This is a genomic window from Kitasatospora sp. NPDC051164 (assembly GCF_044455625.1).
Taxonomy (GTDB): domain Bacteria; phylum Actinomycetota; class Actinomycetes; order Streptomycetales; family Streptomycetaceae; genus Kitasatospora.
Map to the genome: position 1 here is coordinate 440,241 of NZ_JBITFB010000003.1, position 25,786 is coordinate 466,026.

The 25,786-nt window shown below is 72.8% G+C and carries 24 protein-coding genes; 11 read left to right on the forward strand and 13 right to left on the reverse strand.

Annotated elements, in window-relative coordinates; all coding sequences use genetic code 11:
- The first annotated feature begins 163 nt into the window (after positions 1-163).
- Entirely contained in the window at positions 164-1,096 is a 933-nt protein-coding gene (locus ACIBEC_RS06930; protein ID WP_360506575.1) for a hypothetical protein, read from the forward strand.
- A gap of 55 nt (positions 1,097-1,151) precedes the next feature.
- On the opposite strand, the gene ACIBEC_RS06935 is transcribed toward ACIBEC_RS06930, so the two are convergent.
- The 4 genes from ACIBEC_RS06935 to mca form a co-directional block, all read right to left on the reverse strand.
- Positions 1,152-2,012, reverse strand: coding sequence for a GNAT family N-acetyltransferase (locus ACIBEC_RS06935; RefSeq protein WP_360506471.1), 861 nt, complete (start codon positions 2,010-2,012; stop codon positions 1,152-1,154).
- 83 nt (positions 2,013-2,095) lie between these two features.
- A complete protein-coding gene (locus ACIBEC_RS06940) occupies positions 2,096-4,138 on the reverse strand; it encodes a thioredoxin domain-containing protein (RefSeq protein WP_360506468.1) in 2,043 nt (680 codons plus the stop codon).
- A 43-nt stretch (positions 4,139-4,181) separates the two neighbouring features.
- On the reverse strand, positions 4,182-4,373 hold the full coding sequence (locus ACIBEC_RS06945) for a hypothetical protein (RefSeq protein ID WP_360506466.1): 192 nt from the start codon (positions 4,371-4,373) through the stop codon (positions 4,182-4,184).
- Positions 4,374-4,422: 49 nt separating this feature from the next.
- Positions 4,423-5,328 (reverse strand): mycothiol conjugate amidase Mca, encoded by a 906-nt coding sequence (mca, locus tag ACIBEC_RS06950; protein ID WP_360506463.1) that lies wholly within the window; start codon positions 5,326-5,328, stop codon positions 4,423-4,425.
- A gap of 216 nt (positions 5,329-5,544) precedes the next feature.
- On the opposite strand from mca, the gene ACIBEC_RS06955 reads away from it, so the two are divergent.
- Both ACIBEC_RS06955 and greA read left to right on the forward strand, forming a co-directional pair.
- A complete protein-coding gene (locus ACIBEC_RS06955; RefSeq protein ID WP_360506461.1) occupies positions 5,545-5,958 on the forward strand; it encodes a DUF4307 domain-containing protein in 414 nt (137 codons plus the stop codon).
- 340 nt (positions 5,959-6,298) lie between these two features.
- Complete coding sequence (greA, locus tag ACIBEC_RS06960; RefSeq protein WP_030055385.1) at positions 6,299-6,799, forward strand: transcription elongation factor GreA; 501 nt, start codon at positions 6,299-6,301, stop codon at positions 6,797-6,799.
- Between the two features lie 81 nt (positions 6,800-6,880).
- On the opposite strand, the gene ACIBEC_RS06965 is transcribed toward greA, so the two are convergent.
- From ACIBEC_RS06965 to ilvA, 3 genes are all read right to left on the reverse strand, one after another.
- Positions 6,881-7,738, reverse strand: a complete 858-nt coding sequence (locus tag ACIBEC_RS06965) for an ABC transporter permease (RefSeq protein ID WP_360506457.1) — start codon at positions 7,736-7,738, stop codon at positions 6,881-6,883.
- Position 7,739: 1 nt separating this feature from the next.
- Positions 7,740-8,810 carry an ATP-binding cassette domain-containing protein gene (locus tag ACIBEC_RS06970; RefSeq protein WP_360506454.1) on the reverse strand — a complete coding sequence of 357 codons (1,071 nt, stop codon included), beginning with the start codon at positions 8,808-8,810 and terminating at the stop codon, positions 7,740-7,742.
- Between the two features lie 326 nt (positions 8,811-9,136).
- Positions 9,137-10,348: a threonine ammonia-lyase gene (gene ilvA / locus ACIBEC_RS06975; RefSeq protein ID WP_360506451.1), complete on the reverse strand. Its 1,212-nt coding sequence runs from the start codon at positions 10,346-10,348 to the stop codon at positions 9,137-9,139.
- 123 nt (positions 10,349-10,471) lie between these two features.
- Between ilvA and ACIBEC_RS06980 the strand changes: the two genes are divergently transcribed.
- Positions 10,472-10,960, forward strand: coding sequence for a MarR family transcriptional regulator (locus ACIBEC_RS06980; protein WP_360506448.1), 489 nt, complete (start codon positions 10,472-10,474; stop codon positions 10,958-10,960).
- On the opposite strand, the gene ACIBEC_RS06985 is transcribed toward ACIBEC_RS06980, so the two are convergent.
- Positions 10,957-12,111 (reverse strand): cystathionine gamma-synthase, encoded by a 1,155-nt coding sequence (locus ACIBEC_RS06985; protein ID WP_360506445.1) that lies wholly within the window; start codon positions 12,109-12,111, stop codon positions 10,957-10,959. The two genes, ACIBEC_RS06980 and ACIBEC_RS06985, sit on opposite strands and share 4 nt — an antisense overlap.
- A gap of 203 nt (positions 12,112-12,314) precedes the next feature.
- Between ACIBEC_RS06985 and ACIBEC_RS06990 the strand changes: the two genes are divergently transcribed.
- From ACIBEC_RS06990 to ACIBEC_RS07005, 4 genes are all read left to right on the forward strand, one after another.
- A complete protein-coding gene (locus ACIBEC_RS06990; RefSeq protein WP_360506442.1) occupies positions 12,315-13,970 on the forward strand; it encodes a M48 family metalloprotease in 1,656 nt (551 codons plus the stop codon).
- 94 nt (positions 13,971-14,064) lie between these two features.
- A complete protein-coding gene (locus tag ACIBEC_RS06995) occupies positions 14,065-15,201 on the forward strand; it encodes a hypothetical protein (RefSeq protein WP_360506439.1) in 1,137 nt (378 codons plus the stop codon).
- Positions 15,202-15,328: 127 nt separating this feature from the next.
- A complete protein-coding gene (msrA, locus tag ACIBEC_RS07000; RefSeq protein ID WP_396287768.1) occupies positions 15,329-16,006 on the forward strand; it encodes a peptide-methionine (S)-S-oxide reductase MsrA in 678 nt (225 codons plus the stop codon).
- Positions 16,007-16,126: 120 nt separating this feature from the next.
- Complete coding sequence (locus ACIBEC_RS07005) at positions 16,127-16,489, forward strand: cupin domain-containing protein (RefSeq protein WP_360506437.1); 363 nt, start codon at positions 16,127-16,129, stop codon at positions 16,487-16,489.
- Positions 16,490-16,523: 34 nt separating this feature from the next.
- Here ACIBEC_RS07005 and ACIBEC_RS07010 read toward each other — a convergent pair whose 3' ends face one another.
- From ACIBEC_RS07010 to ACIBEC_RS07020, 3 genes are all read right to left on the reverse strand, one after another.
- A complete protein-coding gene (locus ACIBEC_RS07010; protein ID WP_360506434.1) occupies positions 16,524-17,795 on the reverse strand; it encodes an Ig-like domain-containing protein in 1,272 nt (423 codons plus the stop codon).
- 185 nt (positions 17,796-17,980) lie between these two features.
- Complete coding sequence (locus tag ACIBEC_RS07015; protein WP_360506431.1) at positions 17,981-18,319, reverse strand: hypothetical protein; 339 nt, start codon at positions 18,317-18,319, stop codon at positions 17,981-17,983.
- A 557-nt stretch (positions 18,320-18,876) separates the two neighbouring features.
- Positions 18,877-20,277: a cystathionine beta-synthase gene (locus tag ACIBEC_RS07020; RefSeq protein ID WP_360506429.1), complete on the reverse strand. Its 1,401-nt coding sequence runs from the start codon at positions 20,275-20,277 to the stop codon at positions 18,877-18,879.
- A 228-nt stretch (positions 20,278-20,505) separates the two neighbouring features.
- Here ACIBEC_RS07020 and ACIBEC_RS07025 point away from each other — a divergent pair, with 228 nt between their 5' ends.
- From ACIBEC_RS07025 to ACIBEC_RS07035, 3 genes are all read left to right on the forward strand, one after another.
- Positions 20,506-21,576 carry an SGNH/GDSL hydrolase family protein gene (locus tag ACIBEC_RS07025; protein WP_360506426.1) on the forward strand — a complete coding sequence of 357 codons (1,071 nt, stop codon included), beginning with the start codon at positions 20,506-20,508 and terminating at the stop codon, positions 21,574-21,576.
- Between the two features lie 63 nt (positions 21,577-21,639).
- Positions 21,640-22,860 carry an acetyl-CoA C-acetyltransferase gene (locus ACIBEC_RS07030; RefSeq protein WP_360506423.1) on the forward strand — a complete coding sequence of 407 codons (1,221 nt, stop codon included), beginning with the start codon at positions 21,640-21,642 and terminating at the stop codon, positions 22,858-22,860.
- Between the two features lie 290 nt (positions 22,861-23,150).
- Positions 23,151-24,092 (forward strand): hypothetical protein, encoded by a 942-nt coding sequence (locus ACIBEC_RS07035; RefSeq protein ID WP_360506421.1) that lies wholly within the window; start codon positions 23,151-23,153, stop codon positions 24,090-24,092.
- A 128-nt stretch (positions 24,093-24,220) separates the two neighbouring features.
- Here the strand turns inward: ACIBEC_RS07035 and ACIBEC_RS07040 are convergent, their stop codons facing one another.
- Positions 24,221-24,604 carry a hypothetical protein gene (locus ACIBEC_RS07040; protein WP_360506418.1) on the reverse strand — a complete coding sequence of 128 codons (384 nt, stop codon included), beginning with the start codon at positions 24,602-24,604 and terminating at the stop codon, positions 24,221-24,223.
- A gap of 85 nt (positions 24,605-24,689) precedes the next feature.
- Complete coding sequence (locus ACIBEC_RS07045) at positions 24,690-25,562, reverse strand: Bax inhibitor-1/YccA family protein (RefSeq protein WP_360506415.1); 873 nt, start codon at positions 25,560-25,562, stop codon at positions 24,690-24,692.
- Positions 25,563-25,786: the final 224 nt, after the last annotated feature.

The following is a 25,786-nucleotide window of genomic DNA, read 5'->3' on the forward strand; positions in this document are numbered from 1 at the left end:
ACGGCCTTCGGACGGGCCCGGGTCGGAGTGTGAACGGCCGGGCGCGGATGTGAACGCCGCCCGGGAAACCCCCGCGCAGCAGGCGCGGACCGGTGACAAACCGCCGTACCGATGTGAATATTCACGGTCAAAAGCCGGTCCGTCCGCGCCTCAGGAGGCCGCCATCCACCGAAGCGACCCAGCCGACCTCGCCGCCGCCCTGCGCACCGGCCCGTTCCACCTCGCCCTGCGCACCGCCATCGCCGTCCGGGGCCTCGCGCTGCACCGGATCCGCCGCCACCTCGCGCTGCGCGGCGTCAATGTCGGTCTCACCAGCCTCAGTTACTGGCAGCAGGGCCGCCGCCGGCCCGAACGCCCCGAGTCTTTGCGCGCCGTCGCAGCCCTGGAGAACGTCCTCGACCTGCCCGAGCACTCCCTCACCCGGCTGCTCGGCCCCCGCCGCGCCGTCGGCACCGCGCCCGCCGGCCCACCCGTCCGGCCGTACCGCGACCTGATCTCCCCCGCCGCCGCCGTCGACGACCTGCTCTCCGCCCTCGCCGGGCCGCGCGACACCGGCCTGCACACCGTCACCCACATCGAGCGCATCCGGATCGGCCCCGACCGCCAACTCGCCCGCCGCGACTCCCAGCACGCGCTGCGCGCTCACCGCGACGGCATCGACCGCTACCTCGCCCTCTACCAGGGCGACCCGGGCAGCGACATCACCCGCGTCGGCGTCCGGGCCGAGGAGAACTGCCGCCCCGGCCGCATCCGCCGCGACCAGGCCCACCACCTGCTCGCCGCCGAACTGCTCCTCGACCGCCGGCTACGCGCGGGCGACACCCACCTGCTCGGCTACGGCTTCGACGACGCGCCCTCCCCGGACCCCAGCTGCGAGTACGTCCGCGGCTTCAACTCCGGCGCCGGCCAGTACGTCCTCCAGGTCACCTTCCACCCCGCCGCCCTCCCCGTGCGCTGCCACCGCTTCGCCCTCCACTCCCCGGGCGAAGCCCCGTACGAGACCGAGGAGCTGACCCTCGACGGCCACCACTGCGTCCATCTCGTCGCCATCGCGCTGCGGCCGTGCATCCTGGGGATCCGCTGGGACTGGGAGTGACGGGCGGGCGCCGACGGGGGCCGGCTGCGAGCGATCGTCGGCCGCCGCAACTCCCCTACCGCGCCGGGAAGTCCATGATCAGGCAGTCCTCCACCGGCAGGTACCCGATCTGCCGGTAGATGGAGTTGCTGGTCGGGTTGGCCAGGTCCGTGTACAGCAGCACCTCGTCGGCCCCGCAGGTCAGCGCATGGGCCGAGGCGGCAGCCGTGACGGCGCTGCCGTAGCCGTGGCCGCGGTGCTCGGCGGGGGTGTAGACCGGGCCGATGCGGGACATCCCGACGAGCACCGGACTGGTTCCGGCCAGCGCGACCGGCCGGCCGCCGTCCTCCCACAGGTGCAGTCCGCCGGCCGCGGTCTTCTCGTCCACCGCCCGCGGCACGTCCGGCAGTCGGACCTTGGCCTCGGCCCGGAACTCCTCGTACCAGCGGATCGCCAGCTCGCGGTCGGCCGGCTCGGCGAGGCGGTGCCGGCCCGTGGGCGGGCGCGGCGGGTCGGTCAGCCGGCCGAGCCGGTAGAGCCGTTCCTCGAAGCGGACGGACTGCTCGGCGCCGGTGGCCGCCGTCCACGCGGCGGCGAAGGCGCGGACCGCTCCGGCGCCCCCGCCGATCCCGTTGACCGTCGTGAACCCGGCCCCGGCGGCGGCCAGTTCGACCGCCAGCTCGGCGGCCGCGGCCTCCGGCAGGAAGGACAGCCGGGGGTCGAACGGCGGCGTCTGCAGGAAGGCGCCCGCGACCGGGCCGCCCTCCTCGGCCCGCCACCAGCCGAAGACCGGCGGCTCGCCGAACACGTCCAGCCCGGACTCGGCCAGCCGGTGCGCAATGGTGAGCAGGACGGTGTTCTCGGCGGGGCGGGCGGCGAGAAAGGCACCCGCCTGGGCGCGGAAATCGTCGAGGGAGGTACTGAAAGTCCAGGTCATGGACCATGGTCGCCCCGGCCCGTCCGCTCCCGCCAACGATTATCCGGCCGCCGCGCCGAGCCCCCTTCGCCCCGTGGTCGCCGCTATCGGACCGCCGTACCCAGCCGCTCCGCGAGCGCCGCCGGGTCGGTGGTCGGCGCGTCGCAGGCGAAGTGCCGGCAGACGTACGCCGCGGGCGCCCCGCCGACCAGCGGCCGGTCCGCCAGCAGCGGCACCTCGGTCTCCCCCGGCTCGCCCACCGCGACCACCGCGCCCGGGGCCGTCGCGAGCAGTGCCGCCCGCCGCAGCGCGGCGGTGGCCGGGTCCCCGGCCGGGCCGACCACGGCGACCTCGCGCGGCCCGTCGAGCAGCGCCTCCGCCACGGCGAGGCCCCAGCCGATGAACCGCGGTGCCCGCCCGGCGAGCGCGCCGACGACGCCGAGGGCCCGCTCGGCGGCCGTCCGGTGCCGATCGGAGCCGGTGTACGCGGCGTAGGTGAGCAGGGCGCCGGCGGCGGCCGTCCAGCCGGACGGGGTGGCGTTGTCGGTCGGGTCCTGCGGGCGGCGGATCAGCTCCTCGGCGTCGTCGGCGGTGTCGTAGAGCGCGCCGGAAACCTCGTCGGTGAAGTGCTTGAGGATGGTGTCGAGCAGGCCGCCGGCCAGTTGCAGCCACTCCGCCTCGCCGGTGACGGCGTACAGCGCGAGGAAGCCCTCGGCGGTGTCCGCGTAGTCCTCCAGCACGCCCGCGTTGGCGCCGGCCCGGCCGTCCCGGGATGTGCGCAGGAGCCGGCCGTCGGAGGTGAGGTGGACGGCGAGCAGCAGGTCGGCGGCGCGTTCGGCGGCCTCGACCAGGTCGGGCCGCTCCAGCAGCGCGCCGGTCTCGGCGAGCGCGGCGATGGCGAGGCCGTTCCAGGCGGCGACCACCTTGTCGTCCCGGGCGGGTGCGGGCCGCGCCGCACGGGCTTCGGACAGCCGGGCGCGGATCGCCTCGTACTCGGCGAAGTCCTCGGGTTCGGCGAGGAGTTGGAGAACGGAGGTGCCGTGCTCGAAGGTGCCCTCGGCGGTGACGGTGAACAGCCGGGCGGCGGTGGCCGCGTCGGCGGGGCCGAGCAGGTCGACCAACTGGCCGGGCTCCCACGCGTAGTAGGCGCCCTCGGCGGGCTTCCCGGTCTCCTCGTCCAGGCTGTCGGCGTCCAGCGCGGAGGCGAACGCGCCCTCGGGCGTGCGGAGTTCACGCAGCAGGAAGTCCGCTGTGGACAGTGCGACCCGCCGCGCGAGCGCCGAGCCGGTCGCCCGCCACAGGTGCAGGTAGGCACGCAGCAGCAGGGCGTTGTCGTACAGCATCTTCTCGAAGTGCGGCACCACCCAGCCGGCGTCCACGGCGTACCGGGCGAAGCCGCCGCCGAGCTGGTCGTGGATGCCGCCGCGGGCCATCGCCTCGCCGGTGCGGACGGCCATCTCCAGGGCTGCCTCGGAGCCGGTGCGCGCGTGGTGGCGCAGCAGGAACTCGACCACCATGGCCGGCGGGAACTTGGGCGCGCCGCCGAAGCCGCCGCGCGCCTGGTCGAACTCCCGGCTGAGGGTCACCAGCGCCTGGTGCAGGTCGGCCTCGCCGGGCGGGTTGTGGGTGCCGGCCGAGTAGACGGCGGCCCGTTCGGCCAGCTCGGCGCGGATCCGTCCGGCGACCTCGCCGACCTCCTGCCGGCGGTCCCGCCAGGCGGCGTCCACGCCCTCCAGGACCTGCCGGAAGGACGGCATCCCGTGCCGGGGCTGCGGCGGGAAGTACGTGCCGAAGTAGAACGGCTCCTTGTCGGGCGTGAGGAAGACCGTCATCGGCCACCCGCCCTGCCCGGTCGCGGCCTGCACCGCCTCCATGTACACGGCGTCGACGTCCGGGCGCTCCTCCCGGTCCACCTTGACCGCGACGAAGCGCTCGTTCAGGTACCCGGCGAGCCCGGCGTCCTCGAAGCTCTCGTGCGCCATCACGTGGCACCAGTGGCAGGCGGCGTACCCGACCGACAGCAGCACCGGTACTCCGCGCCGCCGTGCCTCCTCGAACGCCTCCGGCGCCCAGGGCCACCAGTCGACCGGGTTCTCGGCATGCTGCAGCAGGTACGGCGAGGTCGCGTCCGCGAGACGGTTCGGCATGCCCCCATCCTCGCGCATCAGCGGGCGGCGGGGCGCCGGTGACTCACTCCTTCGGAGCCTCCGGCTCCTCCGCGAAGTCGACCTTCTTGAACTGGCGGTTCATGGACTTGACCAGGAACCAGGTCGCCACGCCGAGGGCGGCGAAGACGACGAAGCCGAGGAGGCCGGGGGTGACCTTGGCGTCGTCGACGGCGAGGTCAGCGGCGAGGTGGAGGAGGTTCACGGAGGCACTCATATCTCTATGGTGGCCCGGCTCACGGGGAGCCGGGCCATCGGGGGGTGGTTCAGTCGCGCGTGTCGGCGGCCTCGGCCGCCAGGGTGGGGGTGCGCAGGCCGGCGAAGAGGTCGTCCTCCGGCAGGTCCACGTCGACCAGGGTACGGGCGAGCTCGTAGTCCTCGGTGGGCCAGACCTCGCGCTGGACGTCCAGCGGGACGCGGAACCACGGGCCGTCCGGGTCGATCTGGGTGGCGTGGGCGATCAGCGCGCGGTCGCGGGTCTCGAACCAGTCGTCGCAGCGGACCCGGGTGGTGATCTCGCGCTCCTTGCGGCCGCTCTTCTCCCAGCCCGCGATCCACTCGCCGTACGGCGACTCGTGGCCGTGCTCGGTGAGGTACTGGTGCAGAGCGCGGATGCGGCCCATCGGGAAGCCGTGGTTGTAGTACAGCTTCAGCGGCTGCCAGGGCTCGCCGGCCTCGGGGTAGGCGTCCGGGTCGCCCGCGGCGTCGAAGGCCAGCATGGTGATCTTGTGGGTCATGATGTGGTCGGGGTGCGGGTATCCGCCGTTCTCGTCGTAGGTCGTGATGACCTGCGGCTTGAACTCGCGGATCAGCCGGACCAGCGGCTCGGCCGCCTCCTTGACGTCCTGCAGGGCGAAGCAGCCCTCCGGCAGCGGCGGCAGCGGGTCGCCCTCGGGCAGGCCGGAGTCCACGAAGCCCAGCCAGGCCTGCTTGACGCCGAGGATCGCCCGCGCCTCGTCCATCTCCTTGCGCCGCACCTCGTGGATGTTCTCCTCGATGTACGGGTCCCCCTGGAGCTTGGGGTTGAGTACCGACCCGCGCTCGCCCCCCGTGCAGGTGGCCACGAGCACGTCCACACCCTGCTCGATGTACATGGCCATGGTGGCCGCGCCCTTGCTGGACTCGTCGTCCGGGTGGGCGTGCACCGCCATCAGTCGCAACTGCTCAGTCAACGCCTTGCGTTCCTTCCACATCATCGGGCACCAACCGCTCACTACGGGACCGCGTCGCCGCGGGGCCGGCCGGCCTTCGGAAGTCGCCGATCCCGGCCGAGCCCCGCCCCCGCCGGACCGGCCGCGGGCGTGTCCCTCCTATAGTGACGGACTGGAGGTCCGTCGCATTCCCCGCACCACCCCGCACGGCCCCTCCCCAGGAGAGGACAGAGTCCGATGACCGCAGAGACCACCGCCGCCCGGCTGCCCGAGGGACGCTACGGACGTGGCGGCAACCGCGACTCGGACCGCCGCCTCAGGGTGGTCGGCGCGGTCTGCGGCGTGCTGGGCCTGGGACTGATCGCCTGGCTGGGCGGCTCCTACCTGCTGCGCGAGACGAAGATCAACGGCTCGGTCCCGACCTTCCAGGTGCTCTCCGACTCCGAGGTGCAGCTGCACCTCACCGTGAGCAAGAGCGACGGACAGGCCGGCACCTGCACGGTCCGCTCGCAGGGCGACGACCACGCGGTGGTCGGGGTGGCCGACTTCCCGGTCCCGGCGGCAGGCTCCAGCTACGACGCGACGGTCACCCTGCGCACCACGTCGCGCGGCACCACCGCCGAACTGCTGGGCTGCACGCCCGCCAAGTAAGCCCAAGCCGAGTAAGCCCAAGCCCAAGCCCAGTAAGCCCAAGCCGAGCGGGGCGCATACGAGTGGCGCGGATACGGGTGGGGCGCATATTCGATCGGGCGAGCGGGCATCCGTAGAAGGTCCCGCTCTCCATCCTGTACACCGCGGCGTAACGCCACCGTCAATGGCGCGCCGGCGCCTCTCCCGCTTGTCGGCAGGACTTGTTAGGCTCGTGGTTTCGCCCCTTCCGCACCGGATGGTACGGGAGCGGGCGTTGCTTTGTAGTTGAGACCGATATCACCACCAACCCTGCTGACGACCCACACGCTCAGCGCAGCCCCAGCACCGACGAGGAGCACCCGTGACCCAGACCAGCGAGAACGTGACCTGGCTCACTCAGGCCGGTTACGACCAGCTCAAGGCCGAGCTGGATCACCTGACCGGGCCCTGGCGCATCGAGATCGCCCAGAAGATCGAGGCGGCGCGCGAGGAGGGTGACCTCAAGGAGAACGCCGGCTACCACGCGGCGAAGGAGGAGCAGGGCAAGTACGAGCTGCGCATCCGCCAGCTGACCCAGCTGCTGGAGCGCGCCAAGGTCGGCGAGGCCCCGGCCGACTCGGGCGTGGTGGCCCCGGGCATGGTCGTCACGGTCGCCTTCGACGGCGACGAGGACGACCTCATGGAGTTCCTGCTCGCCTCCCGCGAGGTCGCGGGCGCCGACGACCTGGACGTCTACTCCCCGCAGTCGCCGCTGGGCCGCGCGATCGACGGCAAGCAGATCGGTGACGAGGCCACCTACGACCTGCCGAACGGCAAGCCGGCCATGGTGAAGATCGTCAAGGTCGTGCCGCACGCCGGCTGATCCGCCCCCCACGAGGCCGAGGGCGGCCGCGGAGTCGACTGACTCCGCGGCCGCCCTTTCCGTTGTCCGGGCGGTGCAGGCTCAGCCGGTGGACGAGCGGTACTTGCGCACCGCCAGCCACGAGAACACCGCCGTGATCACGACCGACCACAGCACCGACACCAGGGCCGCGTGCTGCATCGGCCAGGCACTGTCCACCGGCCCGACCTGGTTGCCGAACAGCACTCGGCAGGCCTGGACGGTGGCGCTGAACGGGTTCCAGTACGCGATCCCCTGCAGCCAGCCCGGCATCGAGGTGACCGGCACGAAGGCGTTGGAGACGAAGGTCAGCGGGAACAGCCAGATCAGCCCGGCCGAGGTGGCCGCCTCGGGGCTGCGCACCGACAGGCCGATCAACGCGCCGATCCAGGAGAAGGCGTAGCCGAACAGGAGCAGCAGGCCGAAGGCGGCGAGCGCGTTGAGCACCCCGTCGTGGATCCGCCAGCCGACCAGCAGCGCGACCAGGCCCAGCACGATCACGATGAACCCGGTCTGGACGAGGTCCGCCAGGGTGCGGCCGACCAGCACCGCCGAGCGGGCCATCGGCAGTGAGCGGAAGCGGTCCACCAGGCCCTTGGTCATGTCCTCCGCGATGCCGGCCGAGGCCCCGGCGGTGGCGAAGGTGACGGTCTGGGCGAAGATGCCGGCCATCAGGTACTGGATGTACGTGTGAGAGCTGGAGTCCGCCCCCGGGATCTTGATCGCCCCGCCCATGACGTACGAGAACAGCAGCACGAACATGACCGGCTGCATCAGCCCGAAAACGACGATCTCCGGGATGCGGGTCATCCGGCGCAGGTTGCGCTTGGCGACCACCCAGGAGTCGTGCAGGGCAGCGGCCGGCCCCCGGCGCTGTCTGGGCATCGGCGCGCCGATGGCGTGCTCGGTGGCGGTGCTCATCTCAGCTCTCCTTCCCGGCCGCGACGGCCTGCCTGTCCGGCCCCCGGCTGCCGGCGTCGTCCGCGTCGTCGGCCTTGCCCTTGCCCCGGCCGCCCCGGCCCTTGGGGTCGGCGCCGCCCTCCTGGTCCGCCTGCTCGGCGACGTGGCCGGTGAGGGTGAGGAAGACGTCGTCCAGGGTCGGGCGGCGCAGCCCGATGTCGTCGATCTCGATCCCGCGGGTGTCCAGTTCGCGGATGGCGTCGGCGAGCACCCGGGCGCCACCGCTGATCGGCAGGGTGATCCGGCGGGTGTTCTTCTCCACCGCCGGCTCGCTCAGCGCGTAGCCGGACAGCGCCGCGACGGCGTCGGCGACCAGGCCGGGCTCGTGCACCACGACCTCGATCCGCTCGCCGCCGATCTGGGCCTTGAGCTGGTCGGCGGTGCCGCGCGCGATCACCCGGCCCTGGTCGACCACCGCGATGTCGTGGGCGAGCCGGTCGGCCTCCTCCAGGTACTGGGTGGTGAGCAGCAGCGTGGTGCCCTGTTCGACCAGGGTCTCGATGACCTCCCAGAGCCCGAGCCGGTTGCGCGGGTCGAGACCGGTGGTCGGCTCGTCCAGGAACATCACCGGCGGGCGGACGACCAGCGCGGCGGCGAGGTCCAGGCGGCGGCGCATGCCGCCGGAGTAGGTCTTGGCGGTGCGGTCCTTGGCCTCGGTCAGGTTGAACCACTCCAGCAGCTCCAGCGCGCGGGCCTTCGCGTCGCGGGTGCTCATCTGGTAGAGCTCGCCGACCATCGTGAGGTTCTCGAAGCCGGTCAGGTACTCGTCGACCGCCGCGTACTGACCGGACAGGCCGATCAGGCTGCGGACCCGGTCGGGGTGCTTGAGCACGTCGACGCCGGCGACCACCGCGTGGCCGGAGTCGGGGCGGAGCAGAGTGGTGAGGACCCGCACGGTGGTGGTCTTCCCGGCGCCGTTCGGGCCGAGCAGCCCGAGCACCGTGCCCTCGGGGACGTCGAGGCTGACGCCGTCCAGGGCTCGTACGTCGCCGAAGGTCTTCACCAGGTTCTCGGCTTGGATGGCTGGCGCCATGGCCTGCCTCATCTCCTCGGACGTCTGGAGCGATCTGTCCCACTTTGCCCCGCTTTCGGGCGCACGGGCGACCCGATTCTCGACCCGCGGGACTCGAACGCGATGTATCGCGAGCTTCCCAGGATGCGATATATCGCGTCAAGGGATGCAGCTCCGCCATCGTTCCAGGGAGAACCGACATCCCACCGCAGCAACGACCGGCAATCAGGCCCCGAACCACCGGCAACTGGAAACCCGGTGGTCACTCCCGCCCCACCGGCCCCGCCCGACGCCCCTCCGACGGCCCGAACGACACCCGATCGACGCCCCGACCGGAGACCCGGCGGCTAGCCGGAGACGACGTACCCCGAGTCCCGTAGCTCGCCGACCACCGCCGCGCAGTGCTCCGGGCCCTTGGTCTCCAGGTGCAGGTCCACCTCGACCTCGGTCAGCCCCAGCTTCGGGTCGATCCGGACGTGCGCCACGTCCAGCACGTTGGCGTCCAACCTGGTCAGCACGCCCAGCAGGTCCGCCAGCGAGCCCGGCTTGTCCGCCAGCCGCACCCGCAGCGACAGGTAGCGCCCGGCCGCCGCCAGCCCGTGCCGCAGCACCCGCTGCATCAGCTGCGGGTCGATGTTGCCGCCGGACAGCACCGCCACCACCGGGCCCTCGAAGGAGTCCGGCTGCTCCAGCAGCGCCGCGATCGGGGCCGCCCCGGCCGGCTCGACCACCAGCTTCAGCCGCTCCAGGCCGAGCAGCAGGGCCCGCGACAGCGCGTCCTCGGAGACCGTACGGATGCCGTCCGCCAGCGTGTTGACCACCTCGAAGGGGATGTCCCCCGGGCGCCCGACCATGATCCCGTCGGCCATGGTGGCGAAGTGCTCCAGCGACACCGGCCGCCCGGCCACCAGCGAGGGCGGGTACGCGGCCGCGCCGGCCGCCTGCACCCCGACCACCCGCACGTCCGGCCGCAGCGGCTTGACCGCCGCCGCGATCCCGGCCAGCAGCCCGCCGCCGCCCACCCCGACCAGGATGGTGCGCACCTCGGGGCACTGCTCCAGGATCTCCAGCCCGACCGTCGCCTGGCCGGTGACCACGTCCCAGTGGTCGAAGGGGTGGATGAACACCGCGCCGGTCGCGTCCGCGTACCGCTGCGCGGCCTGCAGCGCCTCGTCCACGGTGGCGCCGTGCAGCCGTACGTCGGCGCCGTACTCGCGGGTGGCCGCGACCTTCGGCAGCGGCGCGGCGACCGGCATGAACACCGTCGAACGCACCCCCAGCAGCGAGGCCGCCAGCGCCACCCCCTGGGCGTGGTTCCCGGCGCTCGCCGCCACCACCCCGCCGGCCCGCTGCACCGGTGAGAGTCCCGCGATCCGCACGTACGCCCCGCGCAGTTTGAACGAGCCGGTGCGCTGCAGGTTCTCGCACTTCAGGTGGACCGGCGCGCCGATCAGCCCGGACAGGTGCCGGCTGCCCTCCATCGGGGTCACCCGGGCGATCCCGGCGAGCATCTTCTGGGCGCCGCGGACGTCGTCGAGGGTGATCGGCCAGTTGTGCATGTCCCCCAGGTTAGAGGCCCGGACGGTGGCAATCCGGGACGCCGGGCCTGTTCCCGGGTCCGCCGCGCCCGCGTACGCTGCTGCTTCTGAGCCTCACTCACCGCACGACGATCGTGAGCCGCGATGACGACGACCTCGCCCCAGGCCACCGACCGCACCGACCCCGTGCACACCCAACTCCAGTACCAGCTCGCGGTGTTCGCGCGCCGCATGGAACAGGTCCGGACCTCCGGCGGCGGGGTCGGGACACTGGACCGGGCCGCCTACCTGCTGCTCGACCGGCTGGAGCGGCACGGGCCCGCCAACGTCAAGGCACTGGCCGAATCACTGGGCGTGGACTCCTCCACGGTGACCCGCCAGGTCGCCCCGCTGGTCGCCGCCGGACTGGTCGGCCGGGTGCAGGACCCGGCCGACCGCCGCGCCGTGCGGCTCGCGCTGACCTCCCTCGGCGCCGGCCGACTCGACGAAGTCCGGGACGGACGGGCCGAGTTGACCCGCCGCCTGGTGGCCGACTGGCCGCCGGAGGAGCAACAGGCGTTCTGCGCCCTGCTGGCCCGCTTCAACCACGCAATGGAGTCGTACACGGCGGACCAGCAGGGCCAACAGACTTAGCCCAGCGCCTGCTTGAGGTCCGCGAGCAGGTCGTCGATCGACTCGATGCCGACCGAGACGCGCACCAGGTCGGACGGCACCTCCAGCGCCGACCCGACCACCGAGGCGTGCGTCATCCGGCCCGGGTGCTCGATCAGCGACTCGACGCCGCCGAGCGACTCACCGAGGGTGAACAGCTGCGCGCGGTTGCAGACCTCGACGGCCGCCTCCTCGCCGCCGGCGACCCGGAACGAGACCATGCCGCCGAAGGCCTTCATCTGCTTGGCGGCGATGTCGTGGCCGGGATGCTCGGGCAGGCCCGGGTACAGCACCTGGCTGACCTTGGGGTGGCTCGCCAGCAGCTCGGCGACCTTCTCGGCGTTGGCGCTGTGCCGGTCCATCCGGACGCCCAGCGTCTTGATGCCGCGCAGCACCAGCCAGGCGTCGAACGGGCCGGAGACCGCGCCCATCGCGTTCTGGTGGTACGCGACCTCCTCGCCGAGGGCCGCGTCGGCCAGCACCAGCGCGCCGCCGACCACGTCCGAGTGGCCGCCCATGTACTTGGTGGTGGAGTGCACGACCGCGTCCGCGCCGAGCGCGATCGGCTGCTGCAGGTACGGGCTGGCGAAGGTGTTGTCGACCACCAGCAGCGCGCCGGCGCCGTGCGCGATCTCGGCGAGCGCGGCCAGGTCGGTGATGCCCAGCAGCGGGTTGGACGGGGTCTCCACCCACACCGCGCGGGTGTTGGGGCGCAGCGCCTCGCGGACGGTGGCCAGGTCCTGGGTGTTGGCCACGGAGAACTCGACGCCCCAGCGGGTCAGCACCTTGGCGAAGAGCCGGAAGGTGCCGCCGTAGGCGTCGTTGGGGATCACGATGTGGTCGCCCGGCTTGAGGATGGTGCGCAGCAGGGTGTCCTCGGCCGCCAGGCCGGAGGCGAAGGCGAGGCCCCGGGCGCCGCCCTCGAGCGCGGCGAGGCACTCCTCCAGTGCGGTGCGGGTCGGGTTGGCGCTGCGGCTGTACTCGTAGCCGCCCCGCAGGCCGCCCACCCCGTCCTGCTTGTAGGTGGACACCTGGTAGATCGGCGTGACGACGGCCCCGGTCTGGGGGTCTGCTTCCTGACCCGCGTGGATGGCGAGGGTCTCGAAGCCCTGGGGAAGCTGGTGCTCGGTCATGAGTCCGAGCCTAATGGCCGTACGCCCGCGCGCCCCCCGGAACGGGAAGCCGGGCCGGACCCGTGGACGGGGCAGGGCTACGGCGGGCACGAACTGCGGTGCGTGGGGCACCGGCAGCCGCTACGATCCCCACCTGCCGTACACATGTTCACCACGCAACAACCGCGCGCCGTCCTGCCGTCGCGCCCCGGGAGGACCACCGCATGGGCGCGCCCCAGCGTTCCACCGGCATGAGCACATCCGTCCGGGCCGTCACGGCCGTGGCCCTGCTCGCCGGTTTCTACCTGCTCGCCCTCGGCATCGTCGCGGGCCTGCTCACCCTCGACATCGCCCTGTTCCAGGCCTCGGGCCACCTGAACCCCGGGCTGATCAAGATCTGGGGGGTGACCGCCGTCATCGGCTACCCGGTGCTCCGGGTGGTGTTCCTGACCCGCCGCCGCACCGACGACGGCGAGCTGCCCGGCGTCCGCCTCACCCGCGAGCAGCAGCCCGCCGTCTGGGGCATGGTCGACCGGATCGCCGAGCGGACGGGCGTCCGCGGACCGGCCGAGATCCGCCTGGTGCCCGAGGTCAACGCGGGCGTGCTGGAGGAGACCAAGCTGCTCGGCCTGGTCCCCGGCAAGCGGCACCTGGTCATCGGTGCCCCGCTGCTGATGGGCCTCACCGAGGGCGAGCTGGAGTCCGTCCTGGCGCACGAGTTCGGCCACTACAGCAACCGGGACGTACGGCTGGCCGCCGTGACGGTCGCCGGGCGCCGCGCCGTCCTGCACACCATCGGCGGTCTCCACCAGCGCGCCGACCTGCACCAGGCCGAGGAGGCCGCCAAGCTCGCCGCCAAGTCGGAGAAGCGGCTGGCCAAGGGCCGCAAGCCCGCCGGCGAGGAGGCCGGCGGCGGTGTCGACCGGGCCCTCGCCAAGCTCTTCACCCTGTACGCCAAGCTCTACTTCCGGGTCTCCGAGGCGGTCGGCCGCCGCCAGGAGTACGCCGCCGACCTGGTCGCCGCCCGGCTGGCGGGCCGGGACGCCACAGCCTCGGCGCTGCGCAAGATGCCGGTGCTGGACTCCGCCCAGGACTTCTACCTCGGCCGCTACGCCACCATCGGCTGGGACGCGGGCCTGCTCCCGCCGCCCGGCCAGGTCTACGGCGGCCTGCTCCACCTGCTGAGCGACCCGAAGCGCCGGCAGGAACTCGCCGAGTACGCGCTCGAACTGCCCGAGCACGAGCCCGACCCGTACGACTCGCACCCGCCGATCGACCGCCGGGTCGCCGCGATCGAGGCGCTGCCCGACGACGGACGCGGCCCCGGCGCCGACGCACCCGCCCTCGCGCTGCTGCACGACGCCGAGCGGGTGCTGGCCGAGCTGGAGGTCGTCTCGCTGATCCCCGAGGCGGCCGGCAAGCAGCGGGTCGAGTGGCCCGCACTGGTCCGCGGGGCGATGCTGACGCACGCCCGCGAGGCGGCCGCCCCGGCCGGCCGGGCACTGACGGCACTGGGCCTGCCGCCCACCGTCCACGGCCTGCTCGACGCCGTCGACGCCGGCCGGGCCTGGGAGTTCACCGACCGGCTGCCGAAGAGCGAACAGGCCGCCGCCGCCACCGGCCGGGCCGCCCGCGAGTTCGCCCGCCCGGCGCTGCGCGAGGAGCTGGCGCACGCCGCCGTCGTCGCCCTGGCCGAAGCCGGACGGGCCGACTGGGAGCTCTCCTGGTCCGGGCCGGCCGAACTCCGCCTGCCGGACGGCTTCGAGGACGCCTTCGACCCGGCCCTCGACGCCGCCTGCACGGACACCCCGGACACCGCGCCGCTGCGCGCGCTGCTCGCCGGCGCGGGCCTCCCGTCGCCCACCGCCCCGGCCGTCTGACCCACCCGGCTGCCTGACCCCGCCCGGCTCTCTGATCCGCCCGGCGGACCGACCCACCGGGCGGACCGACCGCCACACCTCGGAAGGAGCTTCCTTGATCGGCATCATCGTGCTCGTCGTCGTCGGCCTCGTCCTGCTGTTCCCGGTCGTCATGACCCGGCTGGCCAAGCGCAAGCTGGCCCAGCTGGAGCGGGCCAAGGCCACCATCGCGGCCTACGAGGCGCGGCTCACCGAGGAGGCGCGGGCGAAGAACACCATCACCCCGGCCGATCACGGGCTGCTGCTGGGCAGCGAGCTGGTCCTGGACGACGAGCCCGGCCCCGAGGAGGCGGCCGCGCTCGCCGCCGCGAAGGCGGGCGACTGGCGGCCGGCCGCCGCCTACCTGACCACCGAGGCCACCGCCGACGTCCGCTGGATGCGGCAGCGCGCGCTGGCCCGGCTGGCGGCCGAGGACGACGGCTGGCTGCGCGCCTGGCGCGCGGAGCGGCCGCAGGACCCGGCCGCCGCGCTGGTGCACGCGGACGCCCTGGTGTACCTGGCCTGGAACATCCGGACCTCGGCCCGGTCCCAGCACGTCAGCCGCGAGCAGGCCGCAGGCTTCCACCGGGTCCTGGCCGAGGCCGAGGAGGCCTGTGTGGCGGCCGTCGAGCTCGCTGCCGACGACGACCCCAACCCGTGGGCCGCGCAGATCTCCGTCGCCATGGGCCTCAACTGGTCCAACGACCGGTTCCGGGAGCTCTGGGCCGAGCTGGCCAAGCGCGAGCCGCACCACTGGGCGGCGCACAACCGGGCGCTGCAGTACTGGTGCGACAAGTGGCACGGCAGCCACGAGCTGATGCACGGGTTCGTCGACGCGGCGGTCGCCGCCGCGCCGGCCGGCAGCCTGCTCGCGCCGATGAAGCTGGAGGCGTACTACGAGCAGTTCGGCCAGGACCGGGAGAAGCTCACCGCCTGGGAGCGGCCGGAGGTCGGTGCCGCCCTGGACGCCGCGCTCGCCGACCTGGCGGCCGCGGATCCGGACCACCACCGGATCCGGTACGCGCGCGGCTGGCTCGCGTACGGCCTGACCCGGGCCGGCCGGTCGACCGAGGCGCTGGAGCAGTACCGGGCGCTGGGCCGGTACATCCCCCAGCCGTTCACCGTGATCTTCAACGATCCCCGGCAGGCCTTCGTCGACCTGCGGATCGACGCGGTCCGGGGCGCGGTCGCGGCAGCCGAACAGCAGGCCTGACCGCCGCAGGCCTGACCGCGCCCGCAGTCGCGGCCGCAGCGGGCCACGACGGACGGAACCCGACGGCCGCTCCCGGAATCCGGGGGCGGCCGTTCGCGTTGCACCCTGCACCAGGTTTCCCGACCCGATGGAGCAGGCCGTGCTGTTCAACCGCCACAAGACCTCGCTCGTCCCCGCCGACCAGGCGCTGCCCGGCCGGGCCGCCCCGTCCTTCGAGCTGCGCGAACCGCACACCGTGCTCGGGCACCCGCTGTCCGGCCCGTACCCGGAGGGCCTGGAGGTGGCCGACTTCGGGCTGGGCTGCTTCTGGGGCGCCGAGCGGACGTTCTGGCGCCTGCCCGGCGTCTGGACGACGCTGGTCGGCTACCAGGGCGGCTTCACCGCCAACCCGACGTACGAGGAGGTGTGCAGCGGGCTGACCGGGCACACCGAGGCGGTCCGGGTGGTGTACGACCCGGCGGTGGTCTCCTACGAGCGGCTGCTGAAGACGTTCTGGGAGGCGCACGACCCGACCCAGGGCAACCGCCAGGGCAACGACGTGGGCACCCAGTACCGCTCCGCGGTCTACACCCACTCGCCCGCCCAGGCCGAGGCCGCCGCGGCCTCCCGGGACGCCTTCCAGCCGGCCCTGACCGCGCTCGGCTACGGCCCGATCACCACCGAGATCGCCCCGGCCGGCCCGTTCTTCCCGGCCGAGCCGTACCACCAGCAGTACCTGTCGGAGGCGAAGAACCCCAACGGCTACTGCGGTCTCGGCGGTACGGGCGCCTCCTGCCCGATCGGCGTGGCCCGCACCCAGGGCTGACCGGGCGTCGGCGACTCCATGTGACCCGCGCCGGGTTCCGGGCGCAGACTGGAAGGGCCAGCAGGGGCGGCCCGGCCACCCACCGGTGGCCGGGCCGCCTCTCGTGGAGAGGAGTCCGCCATGTCCGGTCTGGTCCGCAAGAGCTTCGACGACCCCGAGGAGGTCCGCCCCTTCGAGGAGGGCACAGGGGAACTGCGCCTGGTGAGTCTGGACGCCGGCCCGGTCGGCCGAGCCGTGTTCCAACCGGGGTGGCAGTGGTCCAAGCACGTGAAACCGATCGCCAAGACCGACAGCTGCCAGGCGGCCCACGCGGGGTACGTGATCTCCGGCCGGATGAAGATCGTCATGGACGACGGCCAGGCGGAGGAGTTCGGCCCCGGCGACTACATGATCTGCCCGCCCGGGCACGACGCCTGGATCCTGGGCGACGAGCCGTGCGTGGTCATCGACTGGCAGGGGTTCACGGACTACGCGAAGCGCTGATCCGCGCACCCCTGCCGGGCGTGCGGGCGGGATGTCAGACGGCGCTGCCGGCCTTCCAGTCGGCCCAGCCCATGTTCCAGCCGTTCAGGCCGTTGTCCGGGGCGACGGTCTTGTCACCGGAGTTCACGACCTCGACCACGTCGCCGATCATCGAGGACTTGTAGAACTTGTAGCCGTCGGTACCGGCGTCCTGCGCGCCCTTGGCGTCCTGCAGGCCGACACAGCCGTGGCTGGTGTTCTGGCCGCCGAAGATCGACGCCGGGGACCAGTAGTTGCCGTGGATGAAGGTGCCCGAGCTGGTGAGGCGCTGGGCGTGCGGCACGTCCGCGATGTCGTACTCGCTGCCCAGGTTGACGGTCTGCGAGTTCATCCGGGTCTGCGTGTACTGCTCGGAGATGACCATCTTGCCGCCCCAGGTGGTGTGTTCGGGCGACCCACCGGAGATCTTGTAGACGGCGCTGACCTGGCCGTCGGTCGTGACGGTGAGCTTCTTGGCACCGAGGTCGGCGACGGTGGTCTGGGCGCGGCCGATGGTGAAGCGGACGTCCTTGGACTGGGTGCCGTACACGCCCTTGGCGCCCTCGACGTCCTTGAGCCGGAGTTTGAGGGTCACGGTGGTGCCCTTGGCCCAGTACTCCTGCGGCCGGAAGTCGAGGCGGGTGCTGGAGAACCAGTGCCCGACGATCTCGACGCCCGGCTCCGCCGTCACGGTGATCGCCTGCTGGACGGCCTTGCGGTCGGTGATCGGCTTGCTGAAGTTGATCGAGACGGGCATGCCGACGCCGACCGTCGACCCGTCCTCGGGGGTGAAGTAGCCGACGAAGGTGTTGGCCGGGGTCGCCGTGGTGAAGACGGCGTTGGAGTCCGCCTCCAGCTTGTCCTTGTCCACCGCGACGGCGGCGACGGTGTACTTGGTGCCGCTGGCCGGGGCCGCGGCCGAGGTCCAGCCGGTGTTGTCGGCGGAGAGCTGGCCGGCCAGCTCCTTGCCGGTGGAGTCGGTGACCTTGACGCTGCTCAACGTGCCGTTGCCGACGGTGACCTTGACCGGCTCGCTGAAGCTGGCGGCGGTGGCCCCGTCGGCGGGGGTGACGGTGATCACGGCGGCCGAGGTCTTCGGGGTGCCGCTCCCGCCGCCCGAGCCCGGGGCGCCGCTCGCGCTGCCACCGGAGCCGCTGCCACCGCCACTGCCGCTGTTGTCGTTGCAGGCCGCGAGAAGCAGGACGGGCGCCCCGATCAGTCCTGCGAGAACACCGCGTCGGCTCCAGCTTCCTCCGGCCGCCCGCCCCTGACCGTCCCGTGCCGTCACGTCGCGTCTCCCTGCTGATCATCCCGGGCATTTACGGATACAAAAACGCAATCCGCCCGTTCACGGTTCCATCACCGAAGGGTAAGCGATCGTATGAGATGACCCAACGTGCCCCCGAACAAGGACAAAACGCCCGACCTGCCATGGCAGACCGGGCGTTCCCGAGCGGTGACGGAGTGCCGTCGTTACTCGGCGGACTCGTCCACCGAGTACTCGTCCCACTCCTCGTCGGCCGGGTCGAACTCGGTCTGCGCCGACTCCCAGGTCGCCGAGGCGAGCTCCACCCCGGGGACGTCGCCGAGCAGCGCGACGGGGTCGATGAAGTGGGCGAGCGAACCCGACGGGTCCACCTCGATGGCCTCGACGGACTGGGCGCGCTCCTCGTCGTCGAGGTACTCGTCCTCGGTCACCGCCTGCAGGGCCGCCGCCTTGAGGGCGCCCTCGTCGGTGATCTCCGCGATGAGCTCGATCTTGACCCGGACGTAGCGCGGGGCGTCCTGGTCGGTCGTTTCAGTGCTGGTCATGCGTGCGAGCGTACGGGAACGGCGGGCCGCCCGGCGCACACGGCGGGAGCCGCGGGCCGGCGGACCCGGGACCGGCGGCGAACGGAGGCCGGGCGGAAGGGGGCCGGACGGAAGGAGGCCGAGCGGACGGGGGCCAGAGAGGACGGGGGCCGAACGAAAGGGCCGGTCCCTCGAAGAAGGACCGGCCCCACCGTTCCCCCGCATCGGCTCCCCCACCCGGGAGCCGCGGGGACGCGCCGTACGGCGCGGTGCGGCCGCGGGAGCCGCCACACCCTGTCGATCGGCCGGAGCCGGACAGGGGCGGGACGACGGCACCTCCCGCGGAGGAAGGACACAGCGGCCGTGTCAGGGCCACCCGATGTGTCCGGAGTCGACCGCGATCGCCGGGGAGCCGCTCCCGGACGGTTGCCGTCGCCTCGTTCGGCGTGCTGCCGTTGACCACTACGATGCCGGACGCTTGTTAACCACATGCTGCGGGCAGGTGACGCCGGTGTACCACTTCGCCCGTGGGCGAATCCTCCGGATCCGTCCACGGGCGAAGCGCCGGTGACCGTGCGTCAGTGCGCGACGCGAACGGTCAGGTAGCCCAGCAGGTCCTGACGGGTGACGATGCCGTGGGGCTTGCCCTCGACCAGCACGACGGCCGCGTCGGCCTTCTCCAGCACGGTCATCAGGTTGGTGACGGTCTCGCCCGAGCCGACCACCGGCAGCGGCTTGGACATCACCTTGTCCAGGGTGTCGGTCAGCTCGATCTCCTTGGCGAAGATGCCCTCCAGCAGCAGCTTCTCCACCACCGAGCCGATCACCTCGCCGGCCATGATGTCCGGGTGCCCGGCGCCCGGGGAGACCACCGGCATCTGCGAGACGCCGTACTCGCGCAGCACCCGGACCGCCTCGGCGACCGTCTCGTTGGGGTGCATGTGGACGAACTGCGGGATGCCACCCTGCTCGATGGCCTCCTTGCGGGCCAGCACCTCGCTGATGTGCGCCTCGTCGGTGGACGAGGGCAGGAAGCCGTAGTCGGCCATCCAGTCGTCGTTGAAGATCTTGGACAGGTAGCCGCGGCCGCCGTCCGGCAGCAGCACCACCACGACGTCGTCCGGCCCGAGGTCGCGGGCGACCTCCAGCGCGGCCACCACGGCCATGCCGCAGGAGCCGCCGACCAGCAGGCCCTCCTCCTTGGCCAGGCGGCGGGTCATCTGGAACGAGTCCTTGTCGGAGACGGCGACGATCCCGTCCGCGACGCTGCGGTCGTAGGCGGTCGGCCAGAAGTCCTCACCGACGCCCTCGACCAGGTACGGCCGGCCGGTGCCGCCCGAGTAGACCGAGCCCTCCGGGTCGGCGCCGATCACCTTGACCTTGCCGCCCGAGACCTCCTTCAGGTAGTTGCCGGTACCGGAGATGGTGCCGCCGGTGCCGACGCCCGCCACGAAGTGGGTGATCTTCCCGTCGGTCTGCTCCCACAGCTCCGGGCCGGTGGAGTGGTAGTGCGAGGCCGGGTTGTCCGGGTTCGAGTACTGGTCCGGCTTCCAGGCGTTCGGGGTCTCACGGACCAGGCGGTCGGAGACGTTGTAGTAGGAGTCCGGGTGCTCCGGGGCGACGGCGGTCGGGCAGACGACCACCTCGGCGCCGTACGCGCGCAGGGTGTTGATCTTGTCGGTCGAGACCTTGTCCGGACAGACGAAGATGCACTTGTAGCCCTTCTGCTGGGCCACGATCGCCAGACCGACACCGGTGTTGCCGGAGGTCGGCTCCACGATGGTGCCGCCCGGCTTCAGGGCGCCCGAGGCCTCGGCGGCCTCGATCATGCGCATCGCGATGCGGTCCTTCACCGAGCCGCCGGGGTTGAAGTACTCGACCTTCGCCAGCACTGTCGCGCTGATGCCCTCGGTGACCTTGTTCAGCTTGACCAGTGGCGTATTGCCGACCAGGTCGATGATCGAGTTGTAGTACCGCACGGGGGTCCTCCCGGTCTATGGGCATGCGAGTGCTTTCGGTACTGCAAAGCCTAGGGCGTGGCACGCACCCCGGGCCGCCCGTCCGTCCCGGGAGGCACGACCCCGCATCCCCCGCGGCCCCCCGTCTCCCCCAATGGACCACCCCCGCCGGTACTCGCGCCCTCCGTGCGGGTAGGAGGGGTGTACGACCCCGCCGGGGGCGGCACGAGGACGCGAAGGGGGCACCGGATGCCAGGCGCACACGACTCGCGGGCCCGGGTGGCCCGGCGGATCGCCACCGCGGCGGCGTACGGCGGCGGCGGGCTCGGGCTGCTCGGCGTGGGGGTGGTGGGCCTGCTGCTGACCGAGAGCAAGCTCGCCGTCCAGGCCATCGGCGCCCTGGAGACCGTCCCGCCCAGGGCCGACGGCGTCTACGGCGAGGCCTTCGCCGACCGCGCCGCCGCCCCGCAGCAGCCGCTCGTGCTGGCCGTCCTCGGCGACTCCACCGGCGCCGGCCTCGGCGTGGCACGGGGCCGGGAGACCCCCGGCGCCCTGCTCGCCGCCGGTCTGGCCTCGGTGGCCGAGCGCCCGGTCCGGCTGGTCAACGTGGCTCGTTCCGGCGGCCGCTCCGCCGACCTCTCCGGCCAGCTGGAGCAGGCGCTGCCGCACCACCCGGACATCGCGGTGATCATGATCGGCGCCAACGACGTGACCCGGCACAGCCCGGCCCAGGTGGCCGTCCGCCACCTCGGCGAGGCGGTCGCCGCACTGCGCGCCAACGGCTGCGAGGTGGTCGTCGGGACCTGCCCGGACCTCGGCACGATCAAGCCGGTGCGCCCGCCGCTGCGCTGGGTGGCCCGCCGGCTGAGCCGACAGCTGGCCGCCGCGCAGACCATCGCGGTGGTGGAGGCGGGCGGCCGGACGGTCTCGGTGGGCTCACTGCTGGGCCCGGAGTTCGCCGCCCGCCCGGAGATGTTCGCCGCCGACCGCTACCACCCCTCGGCCCAGGGCTACGCGACCGCCGCGATGGCCATACTGCCCTCGGTCTGCGCCGCGCTCGGCCTCTGGCCGGAGGAGGAGCGCCCGACCGCGCCGGTGCCGGGTGAGACGGTGCTGCCGGTCGCGGTGGCCGCCGCCGCCGCGGCCGCGCAGGCGGGCACCGAGGTGGCGGCCGTGGAGGCGGAGGGCGCCGGCCACCGCTGGGCGCTGCTGCGCCAGCGCCTGCGGATCGGGCTGCCCCCCTCGGGCGTGCCCGGAGAGTCCCGTCCGGGCCCCGGGAATACGTCGGCCAGCTCACACGCTGGGGCGGGTGACGCTTGACCTACCAAGCGGTAACTTTCCTCCCGGACGTCAGGTCCGCCGTCACCCAGCGAGGAGCCCCTCATGCCCGAAGCCGTCATCGTCAGCGCCACCCGTTCGCCGATCGGCCGGGCTTTCAAGGGCTCCCTGAAGGACGTCCGCCCGGATGACCTGACCGCCCACATCATCCAGGCCGCGCTGGCCAAGGTGCCGCAGCTCGACCCGCGCGAGATCGACGACCTGATGCTGGGCTGCGGCCTGCCCGGCGGCGAGCAGGGCCACAACCTGGCCCGCATCGTGGCCGTCCAAATGGGCATGGACTACCTGCCCGGCGCCACCATCACCCGCTACTGCTCCTCCTCGCTGCAGACCACGCGGATGGCGCTGCACGCGATCAAGGCGGGCGAGGGCGACATCTTCATCTCGGCCGGCGTGGAGACCGTCTCGCGCAGCATCCACGGCACCTCGGACGGCATGCCGGGCACCATGAACCCGCTCTTCGGCGAGGCCCAGGCCCGCACCGCCAAGCGCGCCGAGGAGGGCGGCGGCGAGTGGCACGACCCGCGCGAGGACGGGCTGCTGCCCGACGCCTACATCGCGATGGGCCAGACCGCCGAGAACCTGGCCGCACTCAAGGGCATCACCCGCGCCGAGCAGGACGAGTTCGGCGTCCGCTCGCAGAACCTCGCCGAGGCCGCCATCAAGGCCGGCTTCTGGGAGCGCGAGATCACCCCGGTGACGCTCCCGGACGGCACCGTGGTCAGCACGGACGACGGCCCGCGCGCCGGCGTCACCGTGGAGGGCGTCTCGGGCCTGAAGCCGGTGTTCCGCCCGGACGGCACCGTGACCGCCGGTAACTGCTGCCCGCTGAACGACGGTGCGGCCGCGCTGGTCATCATGTCCGACACCAAGGCCCGCGAGCTCGGCATCACCCCGCTCGCCCGGGTGGTCTCCACCGGCGTCAGCGCGCTCTCCCCCGAGATCATGGGCTACGGCCCGGTCGAGGCCTCCAAGCAGGCCCTCAAGCGGGCCGGCCTGACCATCGACGACATCGACCTGGTCGAGATCAACGAGGCCTTCGCGGCCCAGGTGATCCCGTCCTACCGCGACCTCGGCATCGACCTGGACAGGCTGAACGTCAACGGCGGCGCCATCGCGGTCGGCCACCCCTTCGGCATGACCGGCGCCCGGATCACCACCACGCTGATCAACTCCCTGCAGTGGCACGACAAGCAGTTCGGTCTGGAGACCATGTGCGTCGGCGGCGGCCAGGGCATGGCGATGGTCATCGAGCGCCTCAGCTGACCATCCCCGCACCCTCCGAAGGGTCTGGACCACCCATTTGGAGTCACGCTACGTAATTGAGGGCCGGATCACACCGCGAGGTCGATCCGGCCCTCTTTCCGTTCATTTTCGGCCCGGAAGTCGACACTGCGGAGCGGATCAACTCCACTGCGTAGAACGGTGTTACCTAACAATTTGGGGACAAGAGCGAAAGTCCCGGACGAATTAGACATTCGCCACTGCGGTAACACCCCCGGATGGGGCAGTGTGGACACGTAACCCCGTTCCGCTCCTCGCTAGGAGTACGTTCCGTGAGCGCCGTCTACGCCATCCTGCTGCTGATCCTGATCACCGTGTCGACCGCCGTGCTGCTCCGGCTCCGCGGGATCTCCCGCCGACTGGACGCGCAGGCAGCGGCCCCTGCCACGCCCGCACCCGTGGACGAGGCCGCGATACGCCGGGCCGTCGCCGAGGCACTCGCCGCCGACCGCGAGCGGGAGATCACCGAGGCCCGCGCGTTCTGGGCCGAGCAGGAGGCCCGCGCGGCCGAGGACGCGCCGCTGTTCGACTCCCCGTTCACCGGAGTGTTCTCCGGCACCGACGAGTGGCCGCTCTTCTTCCCCCGCCCCACCGGCCCGCAGGACGCCGCCGACAACGCCGGGACGATGGACCCGGAGTTCGGCGAGGCGCTGCGCTCCGCGCTGGAGGACCTGATCGACGAGGGCGTCACCGGCCCGGCCGACCCCGGCACCGACGGCGGCGCGCCGCTGCGCCCCGGCCACCCGCTGGGCGAGGCCACCAAGGACGTCCGGGCCCGCCGCGAGGCCGACCTGCTGGCCACCGGCCTGGAGGCCGGGCTGCTGGACGCCGAAGCGGCCGTCGAGGAGGCCCCGGTCGCCGCGCCCGACCCTCGCCGCCACCCCTCGCACCCCGACTTCGTGCCGAGCCAGGCGCCGTCCCGCGAGTGGACCGACGGCCGGCTGGCCACCCTCGCCGAGGAGGGCGTCGCCCTGATCGACGTCCGCCCGGGCCCGCTGGGCACCCTGGACGTGTACGCCTTCGCCGACGGCACCACCCTCTGCGTGGCCCCGGGCGACCGGGAGGCCGCCTACCGGCTGATCGACGCGGTCCGCGCCGGTGAGCACGTCCGACTGCTCGGCGGCTCGCGCTTCTCCGGCTCGTACTCGCTGACCTTCTCCACCGACGAGGACGCCGTCTACGTGCTCGCCGACCGGGTGGTCGCCAGCATCTGACGTCGGCTCACCGACACTCGCCGACACTCCTCAGCAGCACACGCGCCGAAGGCCGACCGGGTCACAGGGTTACCGACCCGGTCGGCCTTCGGCACGTCCGGGTCCGGGCACGTCCGACTCCGGGGGCCTCAGGCGCAGAGCGCCGCCGTCTCGCGCACCGCCGCGACCGCCCCCGCCAGCAACTCGCCCACCACCGTGGCACCGTCCGGCAGCGCCACCTCCGCGCCTTCGGGCAGCGCCGCGAGCGCGGCCGCCAGGTCGTGGCCGGCGACGGCCAGTTGGTCCCCCACCGCGAACGCCCCGGCGTCCGGGAAGTCCCGTTCCGGCCCGCCCTCCACCGTCAGCGCCAGTGCGGCCAGTCGCCGCGCCAGGTCGAGCGCGGCCGCCGCCCGCGAGGCGTGCCCGGGCACGGAGCCCAGCAGCTTGCTCTGCGGCAGCGAGCGGAAACGATCCGCCAGGGAATCGACGGCTTCGACCAGGGCCTGTACGTCCGGGGGCTGTACGTCATGCATGCCAGCGAGCCTAGGCGAAAAGCCGCCGGGCCCCGGAGCGGGTGGCTCCGGGGCCCGGCGGCAGTGGTTCACGGCAGGGGGACGGTTAGTCGTCGCCGCGCAGGATCGCGATCAGCCGCATCATCTCCATGTAGATCCAGACCAGCGACAGGGTCAGCCCGAAGGCGGCCCGCCAGGACTCGCGCTGCGGGGCGCCCTGGGCGATGGCGGTCTCGATCTCCGCGAAGTCCAGCGACAGGAAGAAGGCACCCAGGCCGATGCCGACCAGGCCGACCACGATGCCCAGCGGACCCGAGCGCAGGCCCATCTCGGCGCCGAAGGCCAGCGACGCGACCAGGTTGACCAGCATCAGCAGCACGAAGCCCATACCGATCGCGATGCCGATCCGGGTGTAGCGCGGGGTGACCCGGATCCTGCCGCTCTTGTAGGCGAACAGCATTGCTGCGAAGACCGCCGCCGTGCCCAGCACCGCCTGGATCACGATGCCGTTCAGCATGGTGTTCAGCGCGTGCGACCAGGCGCCCATCGCGAAGCCCTGGAGGGCCGCGTACGTCAGGATCAGCGGCGGGCTGACGCTGCGCTTGAAGGAGGCCACCAGGCCGACGACCATCGCCACCAGGCTGGCGGCGATCGCGAAGCCGTAGTTCTCGAACGGCAGCGCGAACCAGGCCACCGCACCGGCGGCGACCAGCGTCAGCAGCGTCATGGCGGTGCGGGCGACCACGTCGTCCAGCGTCATCCGCCCGGTGGCCGCCGGACCGGCCGACGGGCCGTTGTACAGCTGGTAGAGCTGCTCGTCGGTCAGCGGGGCCTGACCCTGCGGCTGCTGGGCGTACTGGGTCCCCGCATAGGGGTTGCCGTACGGGCTCCCGGGCTGCGCGGTGTTGCCGAACCCCGCGTAGCCGGAGTCGCGGGTGAAGGACCCCTCCCGCGAGAAGACCGGGTTGCTGCTTCTCATTGCTCATTCCCTCCGTGGCGGCACTGCACCGCCCACGCATAAGGGTAATGGCTTGGCAAAAATTCCGGGATACGCCGCGAGGAGGATCTGGTGAACGACTCCCGGCGGGGGGGGGGGGGGGGGGCCCCCCCCCCCCCCCCCCCCCCCCCCCCGCCCCCCCCCCCCCCCCCCCCCCCCCCCCCCCCCCCCCCCCCCCCCCCCCCCCCCCCCCCCCCCCCCCGTAC